Below are 17,886 nucleotides of genomic sequence, written 5' to 3' on the forward strand. Positions count from 1 at the left end.
GCCCTCGGCGTCGTACGACCGTGTGCGGCGGGTCAGTCGCGCTCGGCGCCGCCCAGGTGGTGCACCCGGACCATGTTGGTGGTGCCGGCCACGCCGGGGGGCGAACCGGCGGTGATGATCAGGGTGTCGCCCTGGTGGAAGCGGCCGAGCTTGAGGACCTCGCCGTCGACCAGGTCGACCATCTCGTCGGTGCTGTTGACGAACGGCACCACGTGCGGCTCCACGCCCCAGCTGAGCGTCAGCTGGTTGCGGGTGCTCTCCTCGGTGGTGAAGGCCAGGATCGGCTGGGCCGCGCGATAGCGGGACAGCCGGCGGGCGGTGTCACCGGACTTGGTGAAGGCCACCAGCCCCTTGCCGCCGAGGAAGTCGGCGATCTCGCAGGCGGCGCGGGCGACCGAACCACCCTGCGTACGGGGCTTCTTGCCCGGGACGAGCGGCTGGAGCCCCTTCGACAGCAGCTCCTCCTCGGCGGCCTGGACGATCTTCGACATCGTCTTGACCGTCTCGATCGGGTACGCGCCCACGCTCGACTCGGCGGACAGCATGACCGCGTCGGCGCCGTCGAGGATCGCGTTGGCGACGTCGGAGGCCTCGGCGCGCGTCGGGCGGGAGTTGGTGATCATCGACTCCATCATCTGGGTCGCGACGATCACCGGCTTGGCGTTGCGGCGGCACAGCTCCACGAGGCGCTTCTGCACCATCGGGACCTTCTCCAGGGGGTACTCGACCGCGAGGTCGCCGCGGGCCACCATGACCGCGTCGAACGCCGCGACGACGCCCTCCATGTGCTCGACCGCCTGCGGCTTCTCCACCTTGGCGATGACGGGGACCCGGCGGCCCTCCTCGTCCATCACCTTGTGGACGTCGTTGACGTCGTTGGCGTCGCGCACGAAGGAGAGGGCGACCATGTCGCAGCCCATCCGCAGGGCGAAGCGCAGGTCCTCCACGTCCTTCTCGGACAGTGCGGGCACGTTCACGGCCGCGCCGGGCAGGTTGATGCCCTTGTGGTCCGAGATGACGCCGCCCTCGATGACGACCGTCTTCACCCGGGGGCCCTCGACCGCGAGGACCTTCAGCTCGACGTTGCCGTCGTTGATCAGGATCGGGTCGCCCTCGGAGACGTCACCGGGCAGGCCCTTGTAGGTCGTGCCGCAGATCGTCTTGTCGCCGGGGACGTCCTCGGCGGTGATGGTGAACTCGTCACCCCGCACCAGCTCGACGGGACCCTCGGCGAAGGTCTCCAGGCGGATCTTCGGGCCCTGGAGGTCGGCGAGCACACCGATGGCCTTGCCGGTCTCGGCGGAGGCGGCCCGGACGCGGTCGTACCGCCCCTGGTGCTCGGAGTGCGTGCCATGGCTGAAGTTGAAGCGGGCCACGTTCATGCCGGCCTCGATCAGCGCGACGAGCTGCTCATGGGAGTCGACCGCGGGGCCGAGAGTACAGACGATTTTCGAACGGCGCATGGGGCGATCCTATCGGTTTGTTTCGCTGCGGAATATTCCGTCTGGCGGAAGATACAAAAGGGCGGGATGCCGCTCAGGTGAGGTCGTGGGACGCGCCCACGAGTGCGTACGTCTGCGTGGCGATCTCCAGTTCCTCGTCGGTCGGCACCACGGCCACCGCGACCCGCGCGTACTCGGGCGAGATGAGCCTAGGCCCGTCGCCTCGTGCCGCGTTCAGGTCTCCGTCGACCGTCAGGCCCAGCTCCTCCAGACCGGCGACCGCGGCCTCGCGCACCGGGGCGGCGTTCTCGCCGACTCCGGCGGTGAAGGCGACCGCGTCCACGCGGCCGAGCACCGCGTAGTAGGCGCCGATGTACTTCTTCAGGCGGTGGACGTAGATGTCGAAGGCGAGCCGCGCCCGCTCGTCGCCCTCGTCGACACGGCGGCGGATCTCCCGCATGTCGTTGTCGCCGCACAGACCGATCAGGCCGCTCCTCTTGTTGAGAAGAGTGTCGATCTCGTCCGTGGACATCCCGCCAACGCGCTCCAAATGGAAGATGACGGCCGGGTCCATGTCACCGGAGCGCGTACCCATCACGAGTCCCTCCAAGGGGGTCAGCCCCATGGAGGTGTCCACGCACCTCCCGCCCCGTACGGCGGACGCGGACGCCCCGTTGCCGAGGTGCAGCACGATGACGTTCACGTCCTCGGGCGCCCTGCCCAGCAACTTCGCCGTCTCGCGGGACACATACGCGTGCGAGGTGCCGTGGAAGCCGTAGCGCCGGATGCGGTGGGCGTCCGCCGTCTCCACGTCGATCGCGTAGCGCGCCGCCGACTCCGGCATCGTCGTGTGGAACGCGGTGTCGAAGACGGCCACCTGGGGGAGGTCCGGGCGCAGCGCCTGAGCCGTACGGATGCCGGTCAGGTTCGCCGGGTTGTGCAGCGGCGCCACCGGGATCAGGCGCTCGATCTCGGCGAGTACGGCGTCGTCGATGACCGTCGGCTCGGTGAAGGCCAGGCCGCCGTGCACCACCCGGTGGCCGATCGCGGCGAGCTCGGGGGAGTCCAGGCCGAGCCCGTCCCTGGCCAGCTCCTCGGCGACGGCCTTCAGGGCGGCCTCGTGGTCGGCGACGGGGCCGGTCGTCTCGCGCGCCCCGCCCCCGAGCAGGGGCGTGTGCCTGAGCCGTGAGGTCTCCTCGCCGATCCGCTCGACGAGGCCCACGGCGAGCCGGCTGCTGTCGCGCATGTCGAGCAGCTGGTACTTGACCGACGACGAGCCGGAGTTGAGAACGAGGACGCGGGACGCGGTCACTGCTGGAAAGCCTTCTGGTCGGAGGTCTGGGCCTGGATCGCCGTGATGGCGACGGTGTTGACGATGTCCTGGACGAGGGCGCCGCGGGACAGGTCGTTGACGGGCTTGCGCAGGCCCTGCAGGACCGGGCCGACGGCGATCGCGCCGGCCGAGCGCTGCACGGCCTTGTAGGTGTTGTTGCCGGTGTTGAGGTCCGGGAAGATCAGCACGGACGCCTGCCCGGCCACGTCCGACTCCGGCAGCTTGGTCGCCGCGACGGACGGCTCGACCGCGGCGTCGTACTGGATCGGCCCCTCGATCTTCAGGTCGTCACGGCGCAGTCGTACGAGATCGGTCGCCTCCCGCACCTTGTCGACGTCCGCGCCCGTGCCGGAGGTTCCCGTCGAGTACGACAGCATCGCGATCCGCGGCTCGACGCCGAACTGCCGGGCGGTGGCGGCCGACTGGATGGCGATGTCGCAGAGCTGCTCGGCGTTCGGGTCGGGGTTCACGGCGCAGTCGCCGTAGACGAGGACCTTGTCGGCGAGGCACATGAAGAAGACGGACGACACGATCTTCGTGTCCGGCTTGGTCTTGATGATCTCGAAGGCGGGCCGGATGGTGGCGGCCGTGGAGTGCACGGACCCGGAGACCATCCCGTCGGCCAGGCCCTCCTGGACCATGAGGGTGCCGAAGTAGTTGACGTCCGCGACGACGTCATGGGCGAGCTCCACGGTCACACCCTTGTGAGCCCGCAGCTGCGCGTACTTCTCGGCGAACCGGTCGCGCAGCTCGGAGGTGGCCGGGTCGATCAACTGGCAGCCGACGAGGTCGATGCCGAGGTCGGCGGCCTTCTTGCGGATCTGGTCGACAGGACCGAGCAGCGTCAGCTCGCAGACGCCCCGGCGCAGCAGTACCTCGGCGGCGTGCAGCACGCGGGCCTCGGTGCCCTCGGGCAGCACGACGCGGCGCTTGTCGGTGCGGGCCTGCTCCAGGAGCTTGTGCTCGAACATCATCGGGGTCAGACGGTCGCTGTTGGGGGCGGACACCCGCTTCAGCAGGTCGCCCGTGTCGACGTACCGCTCGAAGAGGCCGAGCGCGGTCTCCGCCTTGCGGGGCGTGGCCGCGTTCAACTTGCCTTCCAGGGCGAAGAGTTCGGCCGCGGTGGGGAAACTGGTGCCGGGGACCGAGAGCACCGGGGTGCCGGGCGCGAGGCGCGCCGCGAGGGTGAGGACCTCGTCCGTGGGCCGCTCGTCGAGCGTGAGCAGCACGCCGGCTATCGGGGGAGTGCCGGCGCTGTGCGCGGCCAGCGCGCCCACCACCAGGTCGGCGCGGTCGCCCGGGGTCACCACCAGGCAGCCGGGGGTCAGCGCGGTCAGGAAGTTCGGCAGCATCGCACCGCCGAAGACGAAGTCGAGCGCGTCACGGGCCAGGCCCGCGTCGTCGCCGAGCAGTACCTTCGCGCCGAGGGCGTGGGTGATCTGCGAGACCGTCGGCGCGGAGAGCGCGGGCTCGTCCGGCAGCACGTAACAGGGCACCGGCAGGCGGGAGTCGAGCCGCTGGTGGATCTCGGCGCGGTCCTCGCGGGCCACCCGGTTCACGACCATGGCGAGCACGTCGCAGCCGAGCCCGTCGTAGGCGCGGTAGGCGTTGCGGGTCTCGGCGCGCACCGATTCCGAGGTCTGGCCGCGGCCGCCCACCACCGGGATGACGGAGGCGCCGAACTCGTTCGCCAGCCGGGCGTTGAGGGCCAGCTCGTCCGGCAGCTGGGTGGCGGCGAAGTCCGTACCGAGGACGAGGACGACGTCGTAGTCGTCCGCGACCCGGTGGAACCGCTCGACGAGGGTGGAGACCAGCTCGTCCGTGCCCTGCTCGGCCTGGAGGGCGGACGCCTCGTGGTAGTCCATGCCGTACACCGTCGCCGGGTCCTGCGCCAGCCGGTAGCGGGCGCGCAGCAGCTCGAAGAGCCGGTCCGGGCCGTCGTGGACGAGCGGGCGAAACACCCCCACCCGGTCGACCTGTCGGGTCAGGAGTTCCATGACTCCCAGCTCGACGACCTGACGGCCGTCGCCGCGGTCGATCCCGGTCACGTACACGCTGCGCGTCACGCGTGCTCTCCGTTTCCTCGTCTTCGTCTTTGTCGTCTTCTTCGTCGCCCGGATTCTCTGTCGTTCCTGGTGGCCCGGAACTCGCCCGCCGGGGTGACGAGAATCCTCTTGACAATACCTCCGGGGCTGGATAAGGCGCCCGTCAGCAGGTGGGAGGGGGTCGGGCGGGTGGAAGCGGCGGCGCTCCCCGTGCCGTGAAACAATCGGACCGGCTCATACGAACCAGCAGCGAGCAGGAGACACAGCGCGATGCGTATCGGAGTTCTCACCGCAGGCGGCGACTGCCCCGGCCTGAACGCAGTGATCCGGTCGGTCGTGCACCGGGCGGTCGACCATTTCGAGGACGAGGTCATCGGCTTCGAGGACGGCTTCGGCGGTCTGCTCGACGGCCGCTACCGCTCCCTCGACCTCAACGCGGTCAGCGGCATCCTGGCCCGCGGCGGCACCATCCTCGGCTCCTCCCGCCTGGAACGCACCCGGCTGCGCGAGGCCTGCGAGAACGCGCCCGACATCGCCCGCGAGTTCGGCATCGACGCGCTGATCCCGATCGGCGGCGAGGGCACGCTGACCGCGGCCCGCATGCTCTCGGACGCGGGCCTTCCGGTCGTCGGCGTCCCGAAGACGATCGACAACGACATCTCCGCGACGGACCGCACCTTCGGCTTCGACACGGCGGTCGGAGTGGCCACGGAGGCCATGGACCGCCTCAAGACCACCGCCGAGTCCCACCAGCGCGTGATGGTCGTCGAGGTCATGGGCCGGCACGCCGGCTGGATCGCCCTGGAGTCCGGCATGGCCGGCGGCGCCCACGGCATCTGCCTGCCCGAGCGCCCCTTCGACCCCGCCGACCTGGTCGCGATGGTCGAGGAGCGCTTCGCCCGCGGCAAGAAGTTCGCCGTCATCTGCGTGGCCGAGGGCGCCCACCCCATCGAGGGCACCATGGACTACGGCAAGGGTGACATCGACCAGTTCGGCCACGAGCGCTTCCAAGGCATCGGCACGGCCCTCGCGTACGAGCTGGAGCGCCGCCTCGGCAAGGAGGCGAAGCCGGTCATCCTCGGCCACGTCCAGCGCGGCGGCACGCCGACCGCGTACGACCGTGTGCTGGCCACCCGCTTCGGCTGGCACGCGGTGGAGGCCGCGCACCGCGGCGACTTCGGCCGCATGACCGCGCTGCGCGGCACCGACATCGTGATGGCGCCGCTCGCGGAAGCGGTCACGGAGCTGAAGACGGTGCCGAAGGACCGGATGGACGAGGCGGAGTCGGTTTTCTAGTCGCCAGTCACCGGTTGCTGGTCGCCGGGCCGGTCGCTGCGTGTGCTCAGTACGTGTTCCTCTGGATCATCGACCAGAAGTGGTCGACGACCTGGTCCAGGAAGTCGCGTCCCGAGTCGCTGGAGTCGGCGGCGGCCGAGCCTGTGCCCCAGCTGAGGGTGGCCACCATCAGCCCGTGGTACTCCGTGTGCATCTCCAGGAGGGCGGCCTCCAGCAGCCGCCGGTCCAGGGGCACCATCTTCGCGACCGGTTTGACGTACGCCTGCCAGCGTGTCGTCATCGCGCTGCGCAGCAGCTCGGCGAGCTTGTCGTCGCGGCCGGTGACCGTGATGAAGTCGGGCAGCGAGAGCTCCAGTACGTCCGCGAGGGCGGCCGACTGCCGCTCGTTGCCGCGCCACTCGTCGGTCTCCTCCATCCGCTGGTAGGCGAGGAGTTCGAGGCCGACGGTACGGGCGACGTCCTCAGGGGCGAGACCGCGCGAGATCCGGTGCTCGCGCAAGGTCCGCGGCGCGCCGATGAGTTCGCCCGGCGCACACCACAACACGCCCGCGAGCGCGGTCAGTTCGGGGCTGCTCGGCGTCATGGTGCCGCGCTCCCACGCGGTGACGAGATCGGGCGTGACGTACGGCATCCCGTACGAGGCGCGCATCCCGTACGCGACATGCTCGGGCCCCATGCCGAGCGCCGCCCTCAGTTTGCGGGCGGCCGGAGCGTTGAAGGGCGGGGTGGGCTGCTGGACTTTCGGTCGGTGCACGCGCACAAGGTATGGGCGCGGGGCTGCGATGACTACGGTCTGTTCGGCCACAATCACGGATTGTAGGAACATACGGTTTCGGCCGGGGGTGGGGGCGGGGCGCGTGTGGCCGAAGATCGTCCGGCGATTCGCGGGGTGCGGCGCCCAGCACGGCGCGCGTGCGGCCCGAGCGGGCGGCCGGAAAGCGCGGACGCGGTGAATGGCAAGGTAGAGGGGCATATTCGCGAACGGCTGCCGGCCCCGAACTTCTAACACCTCGCCACGGTCGGCCCCGACGGCGCGCCCCAGGTCTCGCCCATGCGGGCGGGCATCGAAGGTGAGTACGTCATGGTCAACACGTCGATCGGCCGTGTGGAGGAGGAGAACCTCCGGCGCAATCCGAACGTTTCGGCGGAGCGGTCCATGGACCGGCTCGCGCAGAAGTAGGTTGGCGTGGCTTGCGGCGATTGCGTGTATGGCGGGCGTATCGCAAACCGGATACGCCCGCGATACGGCCTTCCGCCTTCAATGCAGGCATGGATCACAGCGCATCACTGTCAGCCCCGGCCCGTCGTACGCGCAGGATCGTGCTCGTCGCTCTGGCGATCCTCAGTGCGGCGATCGCCGCGTTCGGCCCGCTCGACACGCCACTGAGGATGCTGGCCATGCCGCTGCACAGGCCGGGGTGGTACGTCTGGTTCTGCACGTTCAACGGGGTGGCGCTCATCACGGTGCTCGCACTGCCGCCGGCCGCACTGGCCGTGTGGGTTCTGGCGCGCCGTCGCAGGGCCGGCGGCGTCACGTCGCCGTGGCGGATGTCGGTGGCCGAGGTCGGCATCGTCTACGGGACGATGCCGTGGGTCTGGATCATCCTGCTGCCGGGCGACGAGTCCGGCGCCGTCGTGAGCCTGGTACCGCTGCGCGACCTGCACACGATGGACACGGGCCAGGTCGTCGGAAACCTGCTGGTCTTCGCGGCGCTGGGGTTGCTCGTTCCGCTGCGGTACGCGGCGCTGGCGTCGGTGCCCCGGGTGCTGGCGCTCGCGGCGGGCTGCTCGGTCCTGGTCGAGACCGCGCAGTACGTCCTGCGGCTGGACCGGGTGTCCTCGGTGGACGACGTACTGCTCAACACCGTCGGCGCCGGGCTGGCCGCACTGGCATCGCGCCCCTGGTGGCGCACCACGGCCGAAACGGCGTAGCGACGGTGCCCGCTAGGGGGACTCGGGGCTCGTGGGCAGTTCCACGGTGACGCGGATCCCGCCGGCGGGGCGCGGGGCGAGGGTGAGCGTGCCGTCGTGTGCCTGGGTGATGGTTTTTACGATGGCCAGGCCGAGGCCGACGCCTGCCTGGTCGGCGTGGATGCGCTCGGTGCCACGCCGGAAGGGTTCGGTGAGGGTCGACACCAGCTGGGGGGTGAGCCTCTCGCCGGTGTTTTCGACAGTGAGCACCACCGCCTCGGGGCGGACGCCGGTATGCACCCACACGGTGCCCTGTACGGGCAGGTTGTGGACGATCGCGTTGTGCACGAGGTTCGTGGTCAGCTGCAGCAGAAGCGCCTGCGATCCGGTCGTGGGCGTGATGCCGCCGGAGGTTTCGAGGGTGACACCACGCTTCTCGGCGAGGGGGAGGAGCGTTTCGGCGGCCTCTTCCGCCAGCAGGGACAGGTCGACCGGTTCTCGGGTGAAGGACCGCTGGTCGGCGCGGCTGAGCAGGAGCAGCGCTTCGACGAGGCCGATCGCACGGGTGTTGACGGTGTGGAGGCGGTCGATGACTTCGCCGGTGTCGTGTGCCGGATCGGCGCGGGCCATGTCGAGCAGTGCCTTCGAGACCGCCAGCGGGGTGCGCAACTCGTGCGAGGCGTTGGCCGCGAATCTCCGCTGTTCGGCGACGTGCGCTTCGAGCCGTACGAGCATCGCGTCGAAGGCGTCGGCGAGTTCGCGGAACTCGTCCTTGCGGCCCGGCAGTCGGATCCGGTGGGAGAGCGATCCGTTGGCGGCGGTGCGCGTGGCGTGGGTGATCCGGGTCAGCGGGGCGAGCATCCGGCCGGCCAGGACCCATCCTCCCACCAGGCCGAACAGCAGCAGGAACGCCAGTACGGCGGCCGCTCTCGGAGCGAAAACGTCCAGGAGGGCGGACCGGACGGGAAAAACACTGTGCGTGGCGTTGTCGTCGCGGCTGATGAGCGTCGCACGGTTGGGGACGTAGCGCAGGAGGAACACCCACACCGCCGCGAGCAGCAGAACACCGGCGATCATGAGGAATCCGGCGTAGCTGAGCGTGAGTTTGAGGCGAACGCTCAACCCGGGCTCCCTATCCACGGTCTCCTCCCTCGGTTCCGGCCTCTGGTTGCGCGTCGATGCGGTAGCCGACGCCTGGCACCGTGGCGATGATCCAGGGTTCGCCGAGACGCTTGCGCAGCGCCGAGACGGTGATGCGCACGGCGTTGGTGAACGGGTCGGCGTTCTCGTCCCACGCCCGTTCCAGTAGCTCTTCGGCGCTGACGACCCCGCCCTCGGCGGCGACGAGGACTTCGAGCACGGCGAACTGCTTCCTGGTCAGCGCGACATAGCGGTCGTCCCGGTAGACCTCTCTGCGGAACGGATCCAGCCGCAGCCCCGCGATCTCCTGCACCGGTGGCCTGTTGTGGGCGCGCCTTCGGTCGAGTGCTCTGAGCCTGAGCGCGAGTTCTCGCAGTTCGAAGGGTTTCGTGAGGTAGTCGTCGGCGCCGAGTCCGAACCCGGAGGCCTTGTCGTCCAGGTGGTCGGCCGCGGTGAGCATGAGGATCGGCATGCCACTGCCGGAGGCGACGATGCGCTTGGCGACCTCGTCACCGGAAGGGCCGGGGATGTCGCGGTCGAGGACGGCGATGTCGTAGGCGTTGATGCTCAGCAGTTCCAGAGCGGTGTCGCCGTCACCGGCGAGGTCGACCGCGATCGCTTCCAGGCGCAGGCCGTCGCGGATGGCCTCTGCCAGAAAGGGCTCGTCCTCGACAATCAGCACACGCATGGCCTCGATGCTACGAGTCGCCACATATCGTCGGCATACCGAAAACCGCAGACGCACCGGCAACACCACGCTGCCTTGACTGGCGGCATGACCCGAAACCCGCCATCAGCGCGAACCGCGTCCCGCCGGATTCACCGGCTCCTCGCCGTCGGCCTGGCAGCCGTCGTAGCGGCGATCGCGACAGCCCTCGGCTACCAGTCGCAGAATGCCGCATCCTCCTCCTCGACCGACCCGCCGTCCTCCTCGGCCGCGCTTGTCTCGAACGCTCCGCGCACTGAGCACCCGGGTGCGCTCGGCAAGGCCGGCGGCGCCGTCCCCGAGGGCGTCACGGTCTTCGACGACGGCTATCCCGCCTTGACCAACCTCGACCCAGAGCTGCTCCAGGCCCTTCGCACAGCGGCGAAGGCCGCCGAGGGCGACGGCGTCACGTTCTACGTCAACAGCGGCTGGCGTTCCCCGGAGCGCCAGACCCAGCTTCTTCGTGAGGCGGTCTCGAAGTACGGCTCGGAAGACGAAGCCGCCCGATGGGTGGCCACCGCGGACACGTCCCCTCATGTGTCGGGGGACGCGATCGACATCGGACACTCCGACGCCACGGCATGGCTGTCCGAACACGGTGCCGAGTACGGCCTGTGCCAGATCTACCGCAACGAACCCTGGCACTACGAACTGCGCACCCCTGCGCCCGACCGCGGCTGCCCGCGCATGTATGCCGACCCCACCCAGGACCCGAGGATGCGGCGGTGACCGGCGGCGCTGTGCCTTTGGACTCAGGGGGTGGGTGTGCCACTCGGGCGGGGATGAGGTGCGGGGCTTACGGCTGGTCCTGGGCTTCTGCGGTTTGTGTTTCTTGCGCCCGGGCGCGGGCCTCGGCGGCTTCTTCGGTGGCGCCGGCTTGCGTGAAGGCGTCGGCGGACTGGAGCCAGGCGGCGCGGGCCTCGGCGGGGCGGTGGGCGGCCTGGTGGGCGAGGGCGAGGTTGCCGACGATCTGGCCCGCCCCGTACCAGTCCTCGAATTCCCGACAGATCTTCAGGCCCTTGCTGTATGCCTCGATCGCCTCCTCCACCCGACCCGCCTTCCGCAGGGTGCTGCCGAGGGAGTTCCACGACAGGCCCTCGCGGTGGCGGTCCCCCACGGCCTGAAGCAAGTCGCGGGCGCGGTTGTGGGCGTCGATTGCCTCCCCCGCCCGCCCTGCGTCCCGCAGGGCGACACCGAGGTTGTCCCACGCCACGCCCTCGCCCTGGCGATCCCCAGCCGCCTGGTACAGGTCGCGGGCCCGGGTGTGGGCGCCGATCGCCTCCTCCACCTGCCCCCCTCTCGCCAGACCGATGCCGAGGTAGGCCCACGCCACGCCCTCGCGGTGGCGATTCCCGGCCGCCTGGTACAGGTCGCGGGCCCGGGTGTGGGCGCCGATCGCTTCCTCCAACTGCCCCGCGTTCTGCAGGGCGCTGCCGAGGCTGAGCAACGCCACTCCCTCGGCCTCGGGGTCCTCCCCACGGCGGGCCGCCTCACAGGCGGCCCGAGCGACGGCGACCCAGTCATCGAAGTACCGTCGCCACTCCAGATACACCCCCAGACACATGGCCAGCCCCACCGCAGCACCCGCGTACCGCTCCTCCTGCGCCCACTGCACCGCCGCCACCAACCCCGCGCGCTCCCCGTCCAGCCACGCCAAAGCCTCCCCCCGCCCTGCAAACAGCTCCGGCCCCGGCCCATCCGGCAACCATCGCAACCAGTCATCAGCCGCATCCGCCCACCGCCAGTAGAACTCCAGCACCCGCCCCCGAGCGGCCGCCCCCTCCTCCACCAGCCCTGGCTCCCCAGCCACCACGCCGGCCCCATACGCGCACACCAAGTCATGCAACCGCCACCGCGGAACGGAACCCGGACCACCCACACCAGGAACCGCAGTAACCAGATGAGTTGCCGCCAGCTCTTCCAGGAGGTCCAGGGCGGAGTGGGCATCGAGGTCGGTCAGGGCCGCCACCGCGTCCGTGCCGATCTCCGGAGCCGGGGCGAGGGCGAGTAGGCGCAGCATCCGGGCCTGGTCGGCCGGTAGGCGGCGGTAGGAGGCGTCCAGGACCGGGCGGAGGGCGAGGGAGCGGCCGTACTGGTCTGTCCCCAGGTTGCTGCGGTCGAACGCCGCCGTCGGGTCCTCCGCCTCCTTGATCTCGGTCACCAGTGAGCCGATGCCGCGATGGCGGCGCCTGCGCAGCATCGCCGCCGCGATCTGGAGAGCGAGGGGCAAATGGCAGCAGAGGGCGGCGAGTTCACTTAGCGCATCCGGCTCGCGGGCCGGGCGGTCATCGCGTTCGTCTGCGTCGTGGAGGGCGCGGGTGATGAGGGCGACGGACTCGGCGGGGGCCAGCGCTTCGAGGTCGATGAGGCGCACCGGGAGCGCGTCCGGGCGGTCCCGGGAGGTGATCACGACCCGGTGGTGGTCCGTGCCCGGGAGGAGGGGGAGGAACTGGGCCGGGTCCGAGGCGTTGTCGAGGATCAGCAGCATCCGGTCCCGGCGCTCGGCGAGGAGCCGGCGGTACGCGTCGTACTGGCGTGCCGGAGTAAGTGGCAGATTCGGGCCGCGTACGCCGAGCGCGTCGAGGAGGGCGAGGACCGCCTGATCGGCGGTGACCGGGTTGTCGTCGTAGCCCCGCAGGTCGACGAAGAGTGTGCCACCGAGGAAGCAGCCCTTGGAAACCGCCTGGTGAGCGGCCTCCAGGGCCAGTGCCGTCTTGCCGATGCCGCCCATGCCGGTGACGGCGAAGATGAGGAGCGGGGGTGCGGCCGTACCGTTCGGAGTGGGTTCGAGGTGGGGCAGCAGGCGGCCCAGATCTGCCACTCGTCCCGTGAATCCGGCGGGGCGGGGCGGCAGGACGGCGGTCGCTACCGGGACCGGGCCGTGGCTGCCGTGGCTACCGGTCGTCGTCCCGGCGTCCGTCGACCGACTTGGCCGTGAAGGGGCCGCTGAAGGTGCTGCCCCGGAAGTCGAGGTGGTCGCCGCCGTACGTGGAGGGGCGAAGGGGGCCCTCCTGGGAGTCGTCGGAGGCGGCCGGTGCGGGGGTCCCACCCCTGGCCGCCCTGGTCGGCCGGTGTTTGCGGAGGATCGCGACCGCCGCCGCGGCTGCCGCGTCGGCCGCCTTCGGCTGGGACCCGGACGCGTCGGCCCTCGACTTCCCGGCGTCGGCGTAGTCGCTGATGCCCCGGATGACGAGGGCGTCCAACTGGCTGCTCAGCTGCGCCGCGTGGACGACTCCGGAGCCCTCCATCTCGATCGCGGCGGCGTCGTTGTAGTGCTTCCGGAGGTGCTCGGCGATCTCCGACTTCGCGTCGGCCAGGACGATGTCGCCGACGGCGATCGGCTTGAAGTGGACCTGGCCCCGCAGGGCGAAGCGGGCGGCCTGCTCCAGGCGGTGCGAGGAGTGCCAGGCCTCGGGGCGGACCTGGAAGCCGTCAGGGGTCTGCTTGCCGCCGTGGATGCCGTACACCTTCGTACCCACCACGACGTCGCCGATCCTGATGTCCTTCTTCTTCAGGCTGCCCGCCACTCCGACGAACAACAGGACGTCAGGGCGCAGCCAGTTGACGATTCGCTCGGTGAGCACGGCGGCGTTCAGGGCGCCCGGACCGAGTTCGGCGATGGCGACGTGCCAGGGGGTGTCGGGGAGACGGCCCCATTCCACGTACGTCCCCTCGTCGTGCACGCGCTCCTCCGCGTCCGGGACGTGGGCCCGTACGGCGTCGTACTCCGACGGAAGCGCGGTCAGGATGACGACGGTGGGTTCTGTTTCCGGCACGCCATTACGGTAGCGCCAAGTGGCCTGTCCAGAGCGTGTGTTGGGTGTGCGACGGCGGCGTACTGTGAGGGCAGGCGAGGGTTCGGAGGCGGTACGGGGGACGACGCCATGGCCGAGGAGTACGACGGGGATCATCTCGATTTCCGGGGCGGTAGGTTCACGGGGTCCTTCACGGCGAAGGCCGAATACCACGAGCACGGGCCGGCACCCACCGCGCTGGACGCGCTGCCGATGCGGGTCGGCGGGTTCACCGGCAGGGACGACGAACTGCGCATGCTGCTCGACGTTCTGGAGCCGTCCGCGTCCGGCGGTCCGGAGGCGGTGCTCGTCACGGCCGTGTCGGGGCTCGGCGGCATCGGCAAGACGGCGCTCGCGGTGGAGGCGGCGCACAGGGCGTGCGCACGGGGCTGGTTTCCTGGCGGGGTGCTCTTCGTCGACCTGCACGGATACGACTACAACGAGGACTCGGTCAGCGCGGAGCAGGCTCTGGAGGCCCTGCTGCGGGCCTTGGGTACCGCGTCCCAGCACATCCCGACCAGAGTGGACGACCGGGCCGCGCTGTACCGCTCGACGCTCGCCCAGCGGGCCGGGGAGCGAGGCCCGATGCTGATCCTGGCCGACAACGTCGGACTGTCGGAGCAGGTGCGGTTCCTGCTTCCCGGTGGCGGCGCGAACCACCGCCTCCTGGTGACGTCCCGCGAACGACTGCCCCAATACGGCGCCAGGCTCCTGCCGTTGGACGAGCTGACGCCGAGATCCTCCTACGACCTCCTCGACCGGGCCCTGCGGCTCGCGAATCCGTACGACGACCGGATCCGGCAGGAGACCACAGCGGCCGAGGAACTGGCCGACCTCTGCGGGCATCTCCCCCTCGCCCTCCAGCTCGCGGCTGCCCGGCTGGCTCTGGACCGGACGAAGCCGGTCGCCGAACTCACCGCCGAACTGGCCGAGTTCCGGGATCGCCTCGACCACCTCGACGACGGCGAACGCAGTGTCCGCGCCGCCTTCGACCTCTCCTACCGCCGGCTGCCTCCCGAGCAGACCCGACTGCTCGGGCTGCTCGCCCTCGCCCCCGGACCCGAGCTGACGCCGCAGGTGATCAACGCGCTGACCGGTGCGGAAACACCACCGGTCCGGAGCCTGGACGCATTGGCTCGCGCGCATCTCATCGAGCAGGGCACCAGGCGAGGACGGTGGCGGCTGCACGACCTCGTGAAGGCGTTCGGGATCGGTGTGGTCAAGCGGGACACGTTGCTGGCGGAGGAAGGGGAGGCGGCCCGTGCGCGGGTGCTGCGGTTCTACTGCCGTTGGGCGGGGGCGGCGGATGCCCGGTTGCGTTGGCTGGCGGGCATGCCGGAACCCGAGCTGTTCGACGACCGGGCGGCCGCGCTGGCCTGGCTGGACGAGGAGCGGGCCGGGCTGGTGGCAGCCGTTCAGTGGGCGCAGGAGGAGCGGTACGGCGCGGCGGCGGTGACGCTGGCCGAACTTCTGGCCGTGTACCTGGACTGGCGGCGCTACTTCGACGACCTGATCGTGGTCAGCAGCGCGGCCCAGCAGGCCGCGGAACGCGCGCTGGAGTACCGCAGCGAGGCCGCCGCGTGGAGCAACCTCGGCAATGCCCTGGCCGGAGCGGGCCGGGTGCCGGACGCCATCGACGCTCTCACCAGCGCCCGTGAACGCTACCGGCGGGCCGGGGACCGCCACGGCGAGGCCATCGCGCTGAGCAGTCTCGGCGCGGCCCTGCGCGACGCGGGCCGGGCGCCGGAGGCGATCGACGCCCTAAACCGGGCCCTTGAGCTGTATCACCTCACCACCGGGGACCGGCATCGCGAGGCGATCGCCTGGACCACCCTCGGCCTCGCTCTGGCGCACGAGGGCCGGGTGGAGGCGGCCATCAACGCCCACACCCGCAGCCAGGAACTGTTCCGGGCCGCCGGGGACCGCCACCGCGAGGGCATCGCGTGCAACAACCTGGGCAGTGCGCTGATGCAGGTGGGGAGGGGGGAGGGAGCGATCGAGTCGTACCGCAGGGCGCTGGAGATCTACCAGGAGTTCGAGGACTGGTACCGGACCGGACGGACCCTGGAGAACCTCGCCCGGGCCCACACGGCTGCCGGTTCCCCGAACCTGTCCCGCGACTGCTGGCTACGGGCCGCCGAAGCCTTCACCCGGGCCGACGCTCCCGACCGCGCGGACGAAGCCCGCGGAGAGGCGGACGCATCCGACCGCGCCGCCGCGGCCGCCCGCGCCGAGACCGGCTGGGGCTACCCCCACAGCGCTCTCTCCTCGCCCTCCGAAGAGCCCCGGATGAGCTATGGCCTGCCGTTTGCCCTGCCCTCCGCCTGGCCCGGCACACCTCTGGACCCGACCACCGAGCGCGAACCGTCCCCTCAGCCGTGGGGCGATCAGCAGGCACAGGACGAGCAGCGCCGTTGACGGAGAAGCGGGCGGCCGGGTCCCGGCCTCGCCCTCACCCCTTGACCGCCCCACCCAAAGCAAACCCTCCACCCAACCGCCTGGCCACCAGCACATAGAGCACCAGCACCGGCGTCGAATAGATCACCGAAAACGCCGCCAGCTGCCCGTAGACAACCATCCCCCGATTCCCGAAGAACTCGTTGATGCTCACGGACGCAGGCATCTGATCCGGTGTCAGCAGCAGCATGAACGGGACGAAGAAGTTGCCCCACATCATCACGAACGAGAAGACGGTCACGACCGCGACCCCCGGTCCCATCAGCGGGAGCACGATCCGGAGCAGCGACTGGAGGGACGACGCGCCGTCCGTCCATGCCGCCTCCTCCAGCTCCTTCGGTACGCCGTCCATGAAGTTCTTCATCAGCCAGATGGCGAACGGCAGTTGGGAGGCGGCGAAGAAGAAGATGGTCCCCTGGACCGTGTCGATCAGGTTCACCTGTACGAACAACGCGTACACCGGCACCATGATCGCCGTGATCGGCAGGCTCGTCGCGAACAGGATCGTCAGCAGGAAAGGCCGGTTCAGCCGCGACCGGAAACGCGACAGCGGGTACGCCGCGAGCGTCGCGCTCACCACCGTCAGGAGCGTGCCGCCGCCGCACAGGATCAGACTGTTGAGCAGGGGCGTGAACGTGATGTCCTGCGTGAGGATCGCGTCGAAGTTGTCCAGGGTCATACCGTCCGGGGCCTTCACGCGCAGGTCGGCGTGGGCGTCCAGGGAGGACAGGATCACCCAGGCCAGGGGGAGCGCGAAGGCCGCCGCCACGGCGAGCAGACCGGCGTCCGCCGCCAGGCGGCGGGACGTGCGGCGGGAGGCGAGCGTAGGCCGCATGACCGTCACACCTCCGTTCGCAGCAGGCGCATGTAGACCACCGAGAACAGCGAACCGACCACCAGCAGCAACAACGCCACAGCCGTTCCGTAGCCGATCATGCTCTTCTGGAAGGCCTGCTCGTACATGAAGAGGGGGAGGGTCTGGCTCTTGCCGCCGGGGCCGCCCCTTGTCATCACCCAGATCAGCCCGAAGACGGACAGGGTCTGGAGCGTGTTCAGCATCAGGTTCGTGCCGATCGAGCGGCGGATCATCGGCAGCGTGATGTGCCACATCCGGCGCCAGCCACCCGCCCCGTCGACCTCCGCAGCCTCCGTGATCTCCTTCGGGATCTCGTTCAGGGCCGCCGAATAGACGAGCATCGAGAACGCCGTGCCCCGCCAGACGTTGGCGAACGACACCGCCAGGATGGGGAGCGTGAACAACCAGTTCTGGGACGGGAGATGGAGCCAGTCGAGGATGGCGTTCAGCGTTCCCTCCCGGCGGAAGAAGGCGTACAGCAGGAAGCCCGCCACCACCTCCGGCAGCACCCACGCCGTGATGACGATCCCGCCCACCAACGTCCGGACAGGCTTCGACGCCCGCTGCATCAGCGCGGCCAGCGCCAGGCCCAGCGTGTTCTGGCCGACCAGTGACGACAGCAGCGTGAACACCAGCGTCAGCCACACCGCGTTCAGGAACGCCTCGTCCTTGAACGCGGCCCGGAAGTTCTCGAACCCCACGAAGGACGAGTGGGCCTGGCCCGTCAACTGCAGGTCCGTGAAGGCGATGTAGGCGCAGTAGCCGATCGGTCCCGCCAGGAACAGGACCAGCAGGATCACGGCCGGGGTGACCGGGAGCGCGCGGGTCAGCGAGCGGCGCACGCCTCCCCGACGTGGGGGCGGGGAGGCGGACTTCGAGCCCACCGGGTGCCGCACGGGTTGCGTA

Annotated in this window: 14 protein-coding genes and 1 pseudogene; 5 read left to right on the forward strand and 10 right to left on the reverse strand. The window is 70.3% G+C overall.

Annotated features, from left to right (window positions below; genetic code table 11):
• Positions 1-32: 32 nt before the first annotated feature.
• The 3 genes from pyk to pta all read right to left on the reverse strand — a co-directional run bounded on the left by pyk (position 33) and on the right by pta (position 4,841).
• The gene (gene pyk, locus ABZS97_RS29530) at positions 33-1,463 is read right to left on the reverse strand and encodes a pyruvate kinase (RefSeq protein ID WP_356142404.1); all 1,431 of its coding nucleotides are present in this window, start codon (positions 1,461-1,463) and stop codon (positions 33-35) included.
• 73 nt (positions 1,464-1,536) lie between these two features.
• A complete protein-coding gene (locus ABZS97_RS29535; protein WP_356142406.1) occupies positions 1,537-2,754 on the reverse strand; it encodes an acetate kinase in 1,218 nt (405 codons plus the stop codon).
• Positions 2,751-4,841, reverse strand: coding sequence for a phosphate acetyltransferase (pta, locus tag ABZS97_RS29540; RefSeq protein WP_356142408.1), 2,091 nt, complete (start codon positions 4,839-4,841; stop codon positions 2,751-2,753). Before pta ends, ABZS97_RS29535 begins: the two co-directional genes overlap by 4 nt.
• A gap of 249 nt (positions 4,842-5,090) precedes the next feature.
• Here pta and ABZS97_RS29545 point away from each other — a divergent pair, with 249 nt between their 5' ends.
• Entirely contained in the window at positions 5,091-6,116 is a 1,026-nt protein-coding gene (locus tag ABZS97_RS29545) for an ATP-dependent 6-phosphofructokinase (RefSeq protein ID WP_356142410.1), read from the forward strand.
• Between the two features lie 46 nt (positions 6,117-6,162).
• Here the strand turns inward: ABZS97_RS29545 and ABZS97_RS29550 are convergent, their stop codons facing one another.
• On the reverse strand, positions 6,163-6,792 hold the full coding sequence (locus tag ABZS97_RS29550; protein WP_356142460.1) for an XRE family transcriptional regulator: 630 nt from the start codon (positions 6,790-6,792) through the stop codon (positions 6,163-6,165).
• A 273-nt stretch (positions 6,793-7,065) separates the two neighbouring features.
• On the opposite strand from ABZS97_RS29550, the pseudogene ABZS97_RS29555 reads away from it, so the two are divergent.
• Both ABZS97_RS29555 and ABZS97_RS29560 read left to right on the forward strand, forming a co-directional pair.
• Positions 7,066-7,293, forward strand: a pseudogene (locus tag ABZS97_RS29555) (pyridoxamine 5'-phosphate oxidase family protein); the annotation flags it as partial.
• A gap of 92 nt (positions 7,294-7,385) precedes the next feature.
• Positions 7,386-8,048 (forward strand): VanZ family protein, encoded by a 663-nt coding sequence (locus ABZS97_RS29560; RefSeq protein ID WP_356142412.1) that lies wholly within the window; start codon positions 7,386-7,388, stop codon positions 8,046-8,048.
• Between the two features lie 12 nt (positions 8,049-8,060).
• On the opposite strand, the gene ABZS97_RS29565 is transcribed toward ABZS97_RS29560, so the two are convergent.
• A complete protein-coding gene (locus ABZS97_RS29565; protein ID WP_356142414.1) occupies positions 8,061-9,167 on the reverse strand; it encodes a HAMP domain-containing sensor histidine kinase in 1,107 nt (368 codons plus the stop codon).
• Positions 9,160-9,855: a response regulator transcription factor gene (locus tag ABZS97_RS29570; protein ID WP_356142416.1), complete on the reverse strand. Its 696-nt coding sequence runs from the start codon at positions 9,853-9,855 to the stop codon at positions 9,160-9,162. The genes ABZS97_RS29565 and ABZS97_RS29570 overlap by 8 nt, the downstream gene beginning before the upstream one ends.
• Positions 9,856-9,942: 87 nt before the next feature.
• Between ABZS97_RS29570 and ABZS97_RS29575 the strand changes: the two genes are divergently transcribed.
• Positions 9,943-10,602: a M15 family metallopeptidase gene (locus ABZS97_RS29575; protein WP_356142418.1), complete on the forward strand. Its 660-nt coding sequence runs from the start codon at positions 9,943-9,945 to the stop codon at positions 10,600-10,602.
• A 67-nt stretch (positions 10,603-10,669) separates the two neighbouring features.
• Here the strand turns inward: ABZS97_RS29575 and ABZS97_RS29580 are convergent, their stop codons facing one another.
• Entirely contained in the window at positions 10,670-12,604 is a 1,935-nt protein-coding gene (locus ABZS97_RS29580) for a tetratricopeptide repeat protein (RefSeq protein ID WP_356142462.1), read from the reverse strand.
• 163 nt (positions 12,605-12,767) lie between these two features.
• Complete coding sequence (locus tag ABZS97_RS29585) at positions 12,768-13,649, reverse strand: 5'-methylthioadenosine/S-adenosylhomocysteine nucleosidase (RefSeq protein ID WP_356142420.1); 882 nt, start codon at positions 13,647-13,649, stop codon at positions 12,768-12,770.
• Positions 13,650-13,757: 108 nt separating this feature from the next.
• Here ABZS97_RS29585 and ABZS97_RS29590 point away from each other — a divergent pair, with 108 nt between their 5' ends.
• A complete protein-coding gene (locus ABZS97_RS29590) occupies positions 13,758-16,085 on the forward strand; it encodes a tetratricopeptide repeat protein (RefSeq protein WP_356142422.1) in 2,328 nt (775 codons plus the stop codon).
• A 34-nt stretch (positions 16,086-16,119) separates the two neighbouring features.
• On the opposite strand, the gene ABZS97_RS29595 is transcribed toward ABZS97_RS29590, so the two are convergent.
• Positions 16,120-16,959, reverse strand: coding sequence for a carbohydrate ABC transporter permease (locus ABZS97_RS29595; protein ID WP_356142424.1), 840 nt, complete (start codon positions 16,957-16,959; stop codon positions 16,120-16,122).
• Between the two features lie 5 nt (positions 16,960-16,964).
• Positions 16,965-17,822 carry a sugar ABC transporter permease gene (locus tag ABZS97_RS29600; protein ID WP_356142426.1) on the reverse strand — a complete coding sequence of 286 codons (858 nt, stop codon included), beginning with the start codon at positions 17,820-17,822 and terminating at the stop codon, positions 16,965-16,967.
• Positions 17,823-17,886 lie beyond the last annotated feature (64 nt).

It is taken from the genome of Streptomyces sp. NPDC005485 (assembly GCF_040606085.1).
Classification (GTDB): Bacteria; Actinomycetota; Actinomycetes; order Streptomycetales; family Streptomycetaceae; genus Streptomyces.

Coding starts and splice junctions, on each gene's coding strand:
- ABZS97_RS29550 (WP_356142460.1), bottom strand. CDS start 6,792: ATGGGGCCCGAGCATGTCGCGTACGGGATGCGCGCCTCGTACGGGATG.
- ABZS97_RS29570 (WP_356142416.1), bottom strand. CDS start 9,855: ATGCGTGTGCTGATTGTCGAGGACGAGCCCTTTCTGGCAGAGGCCATC.
- ABZS97_RS29595 (WP_356142424.1), bottom strand. CDS start 16,959: ATGCGGCCTACGCTCGCCTCCCGCCGCACGTCCCGCCGCCTGGCGGCG.
- ABZS97_RS29560 (WP_356142412.1), top strand. CDS start 7,386: ATGGATCACAGCGCATCACTGTCAGCCCCGGCCCGTCGTACGCGCAGG.
- ABZS97_RS29575 (WP_356142418.1), top strand. CDS start 9,943: ATGACCCGAAACCCGCCATCAGCGCGAACCGCGTCCCGCCGGATTCAC.
- pyk (WP_356142404.1), bottom strand. CDS start 1,463: ATGCGCCGTTCGAAAATCGTCTGTACTCTCGGCCCCGCGGTCGACTCC.
- ABZS97_RS29545 (WP_356142410.1), top strand. CDS start 5,091: ATGCGTATCGGAGTTCTCACCGCAGGCGGCGACTGCCCCGGCCTGAAC.
- ABZS97_RS29580 (WP_356142462.1), bottom strand. CDS start 12,604: ATGGGCGGCATCGGCAAGACGGCACTGGCCCTGGAGGCCGCTCACCAG.
- ABZS97_RS29590 (WP_356142422.1), top strand. CDS start 13,758: ATGGCCGAGGAGTACGACGGGGATCATCTCGATTTCCGGGGCGGTAGG.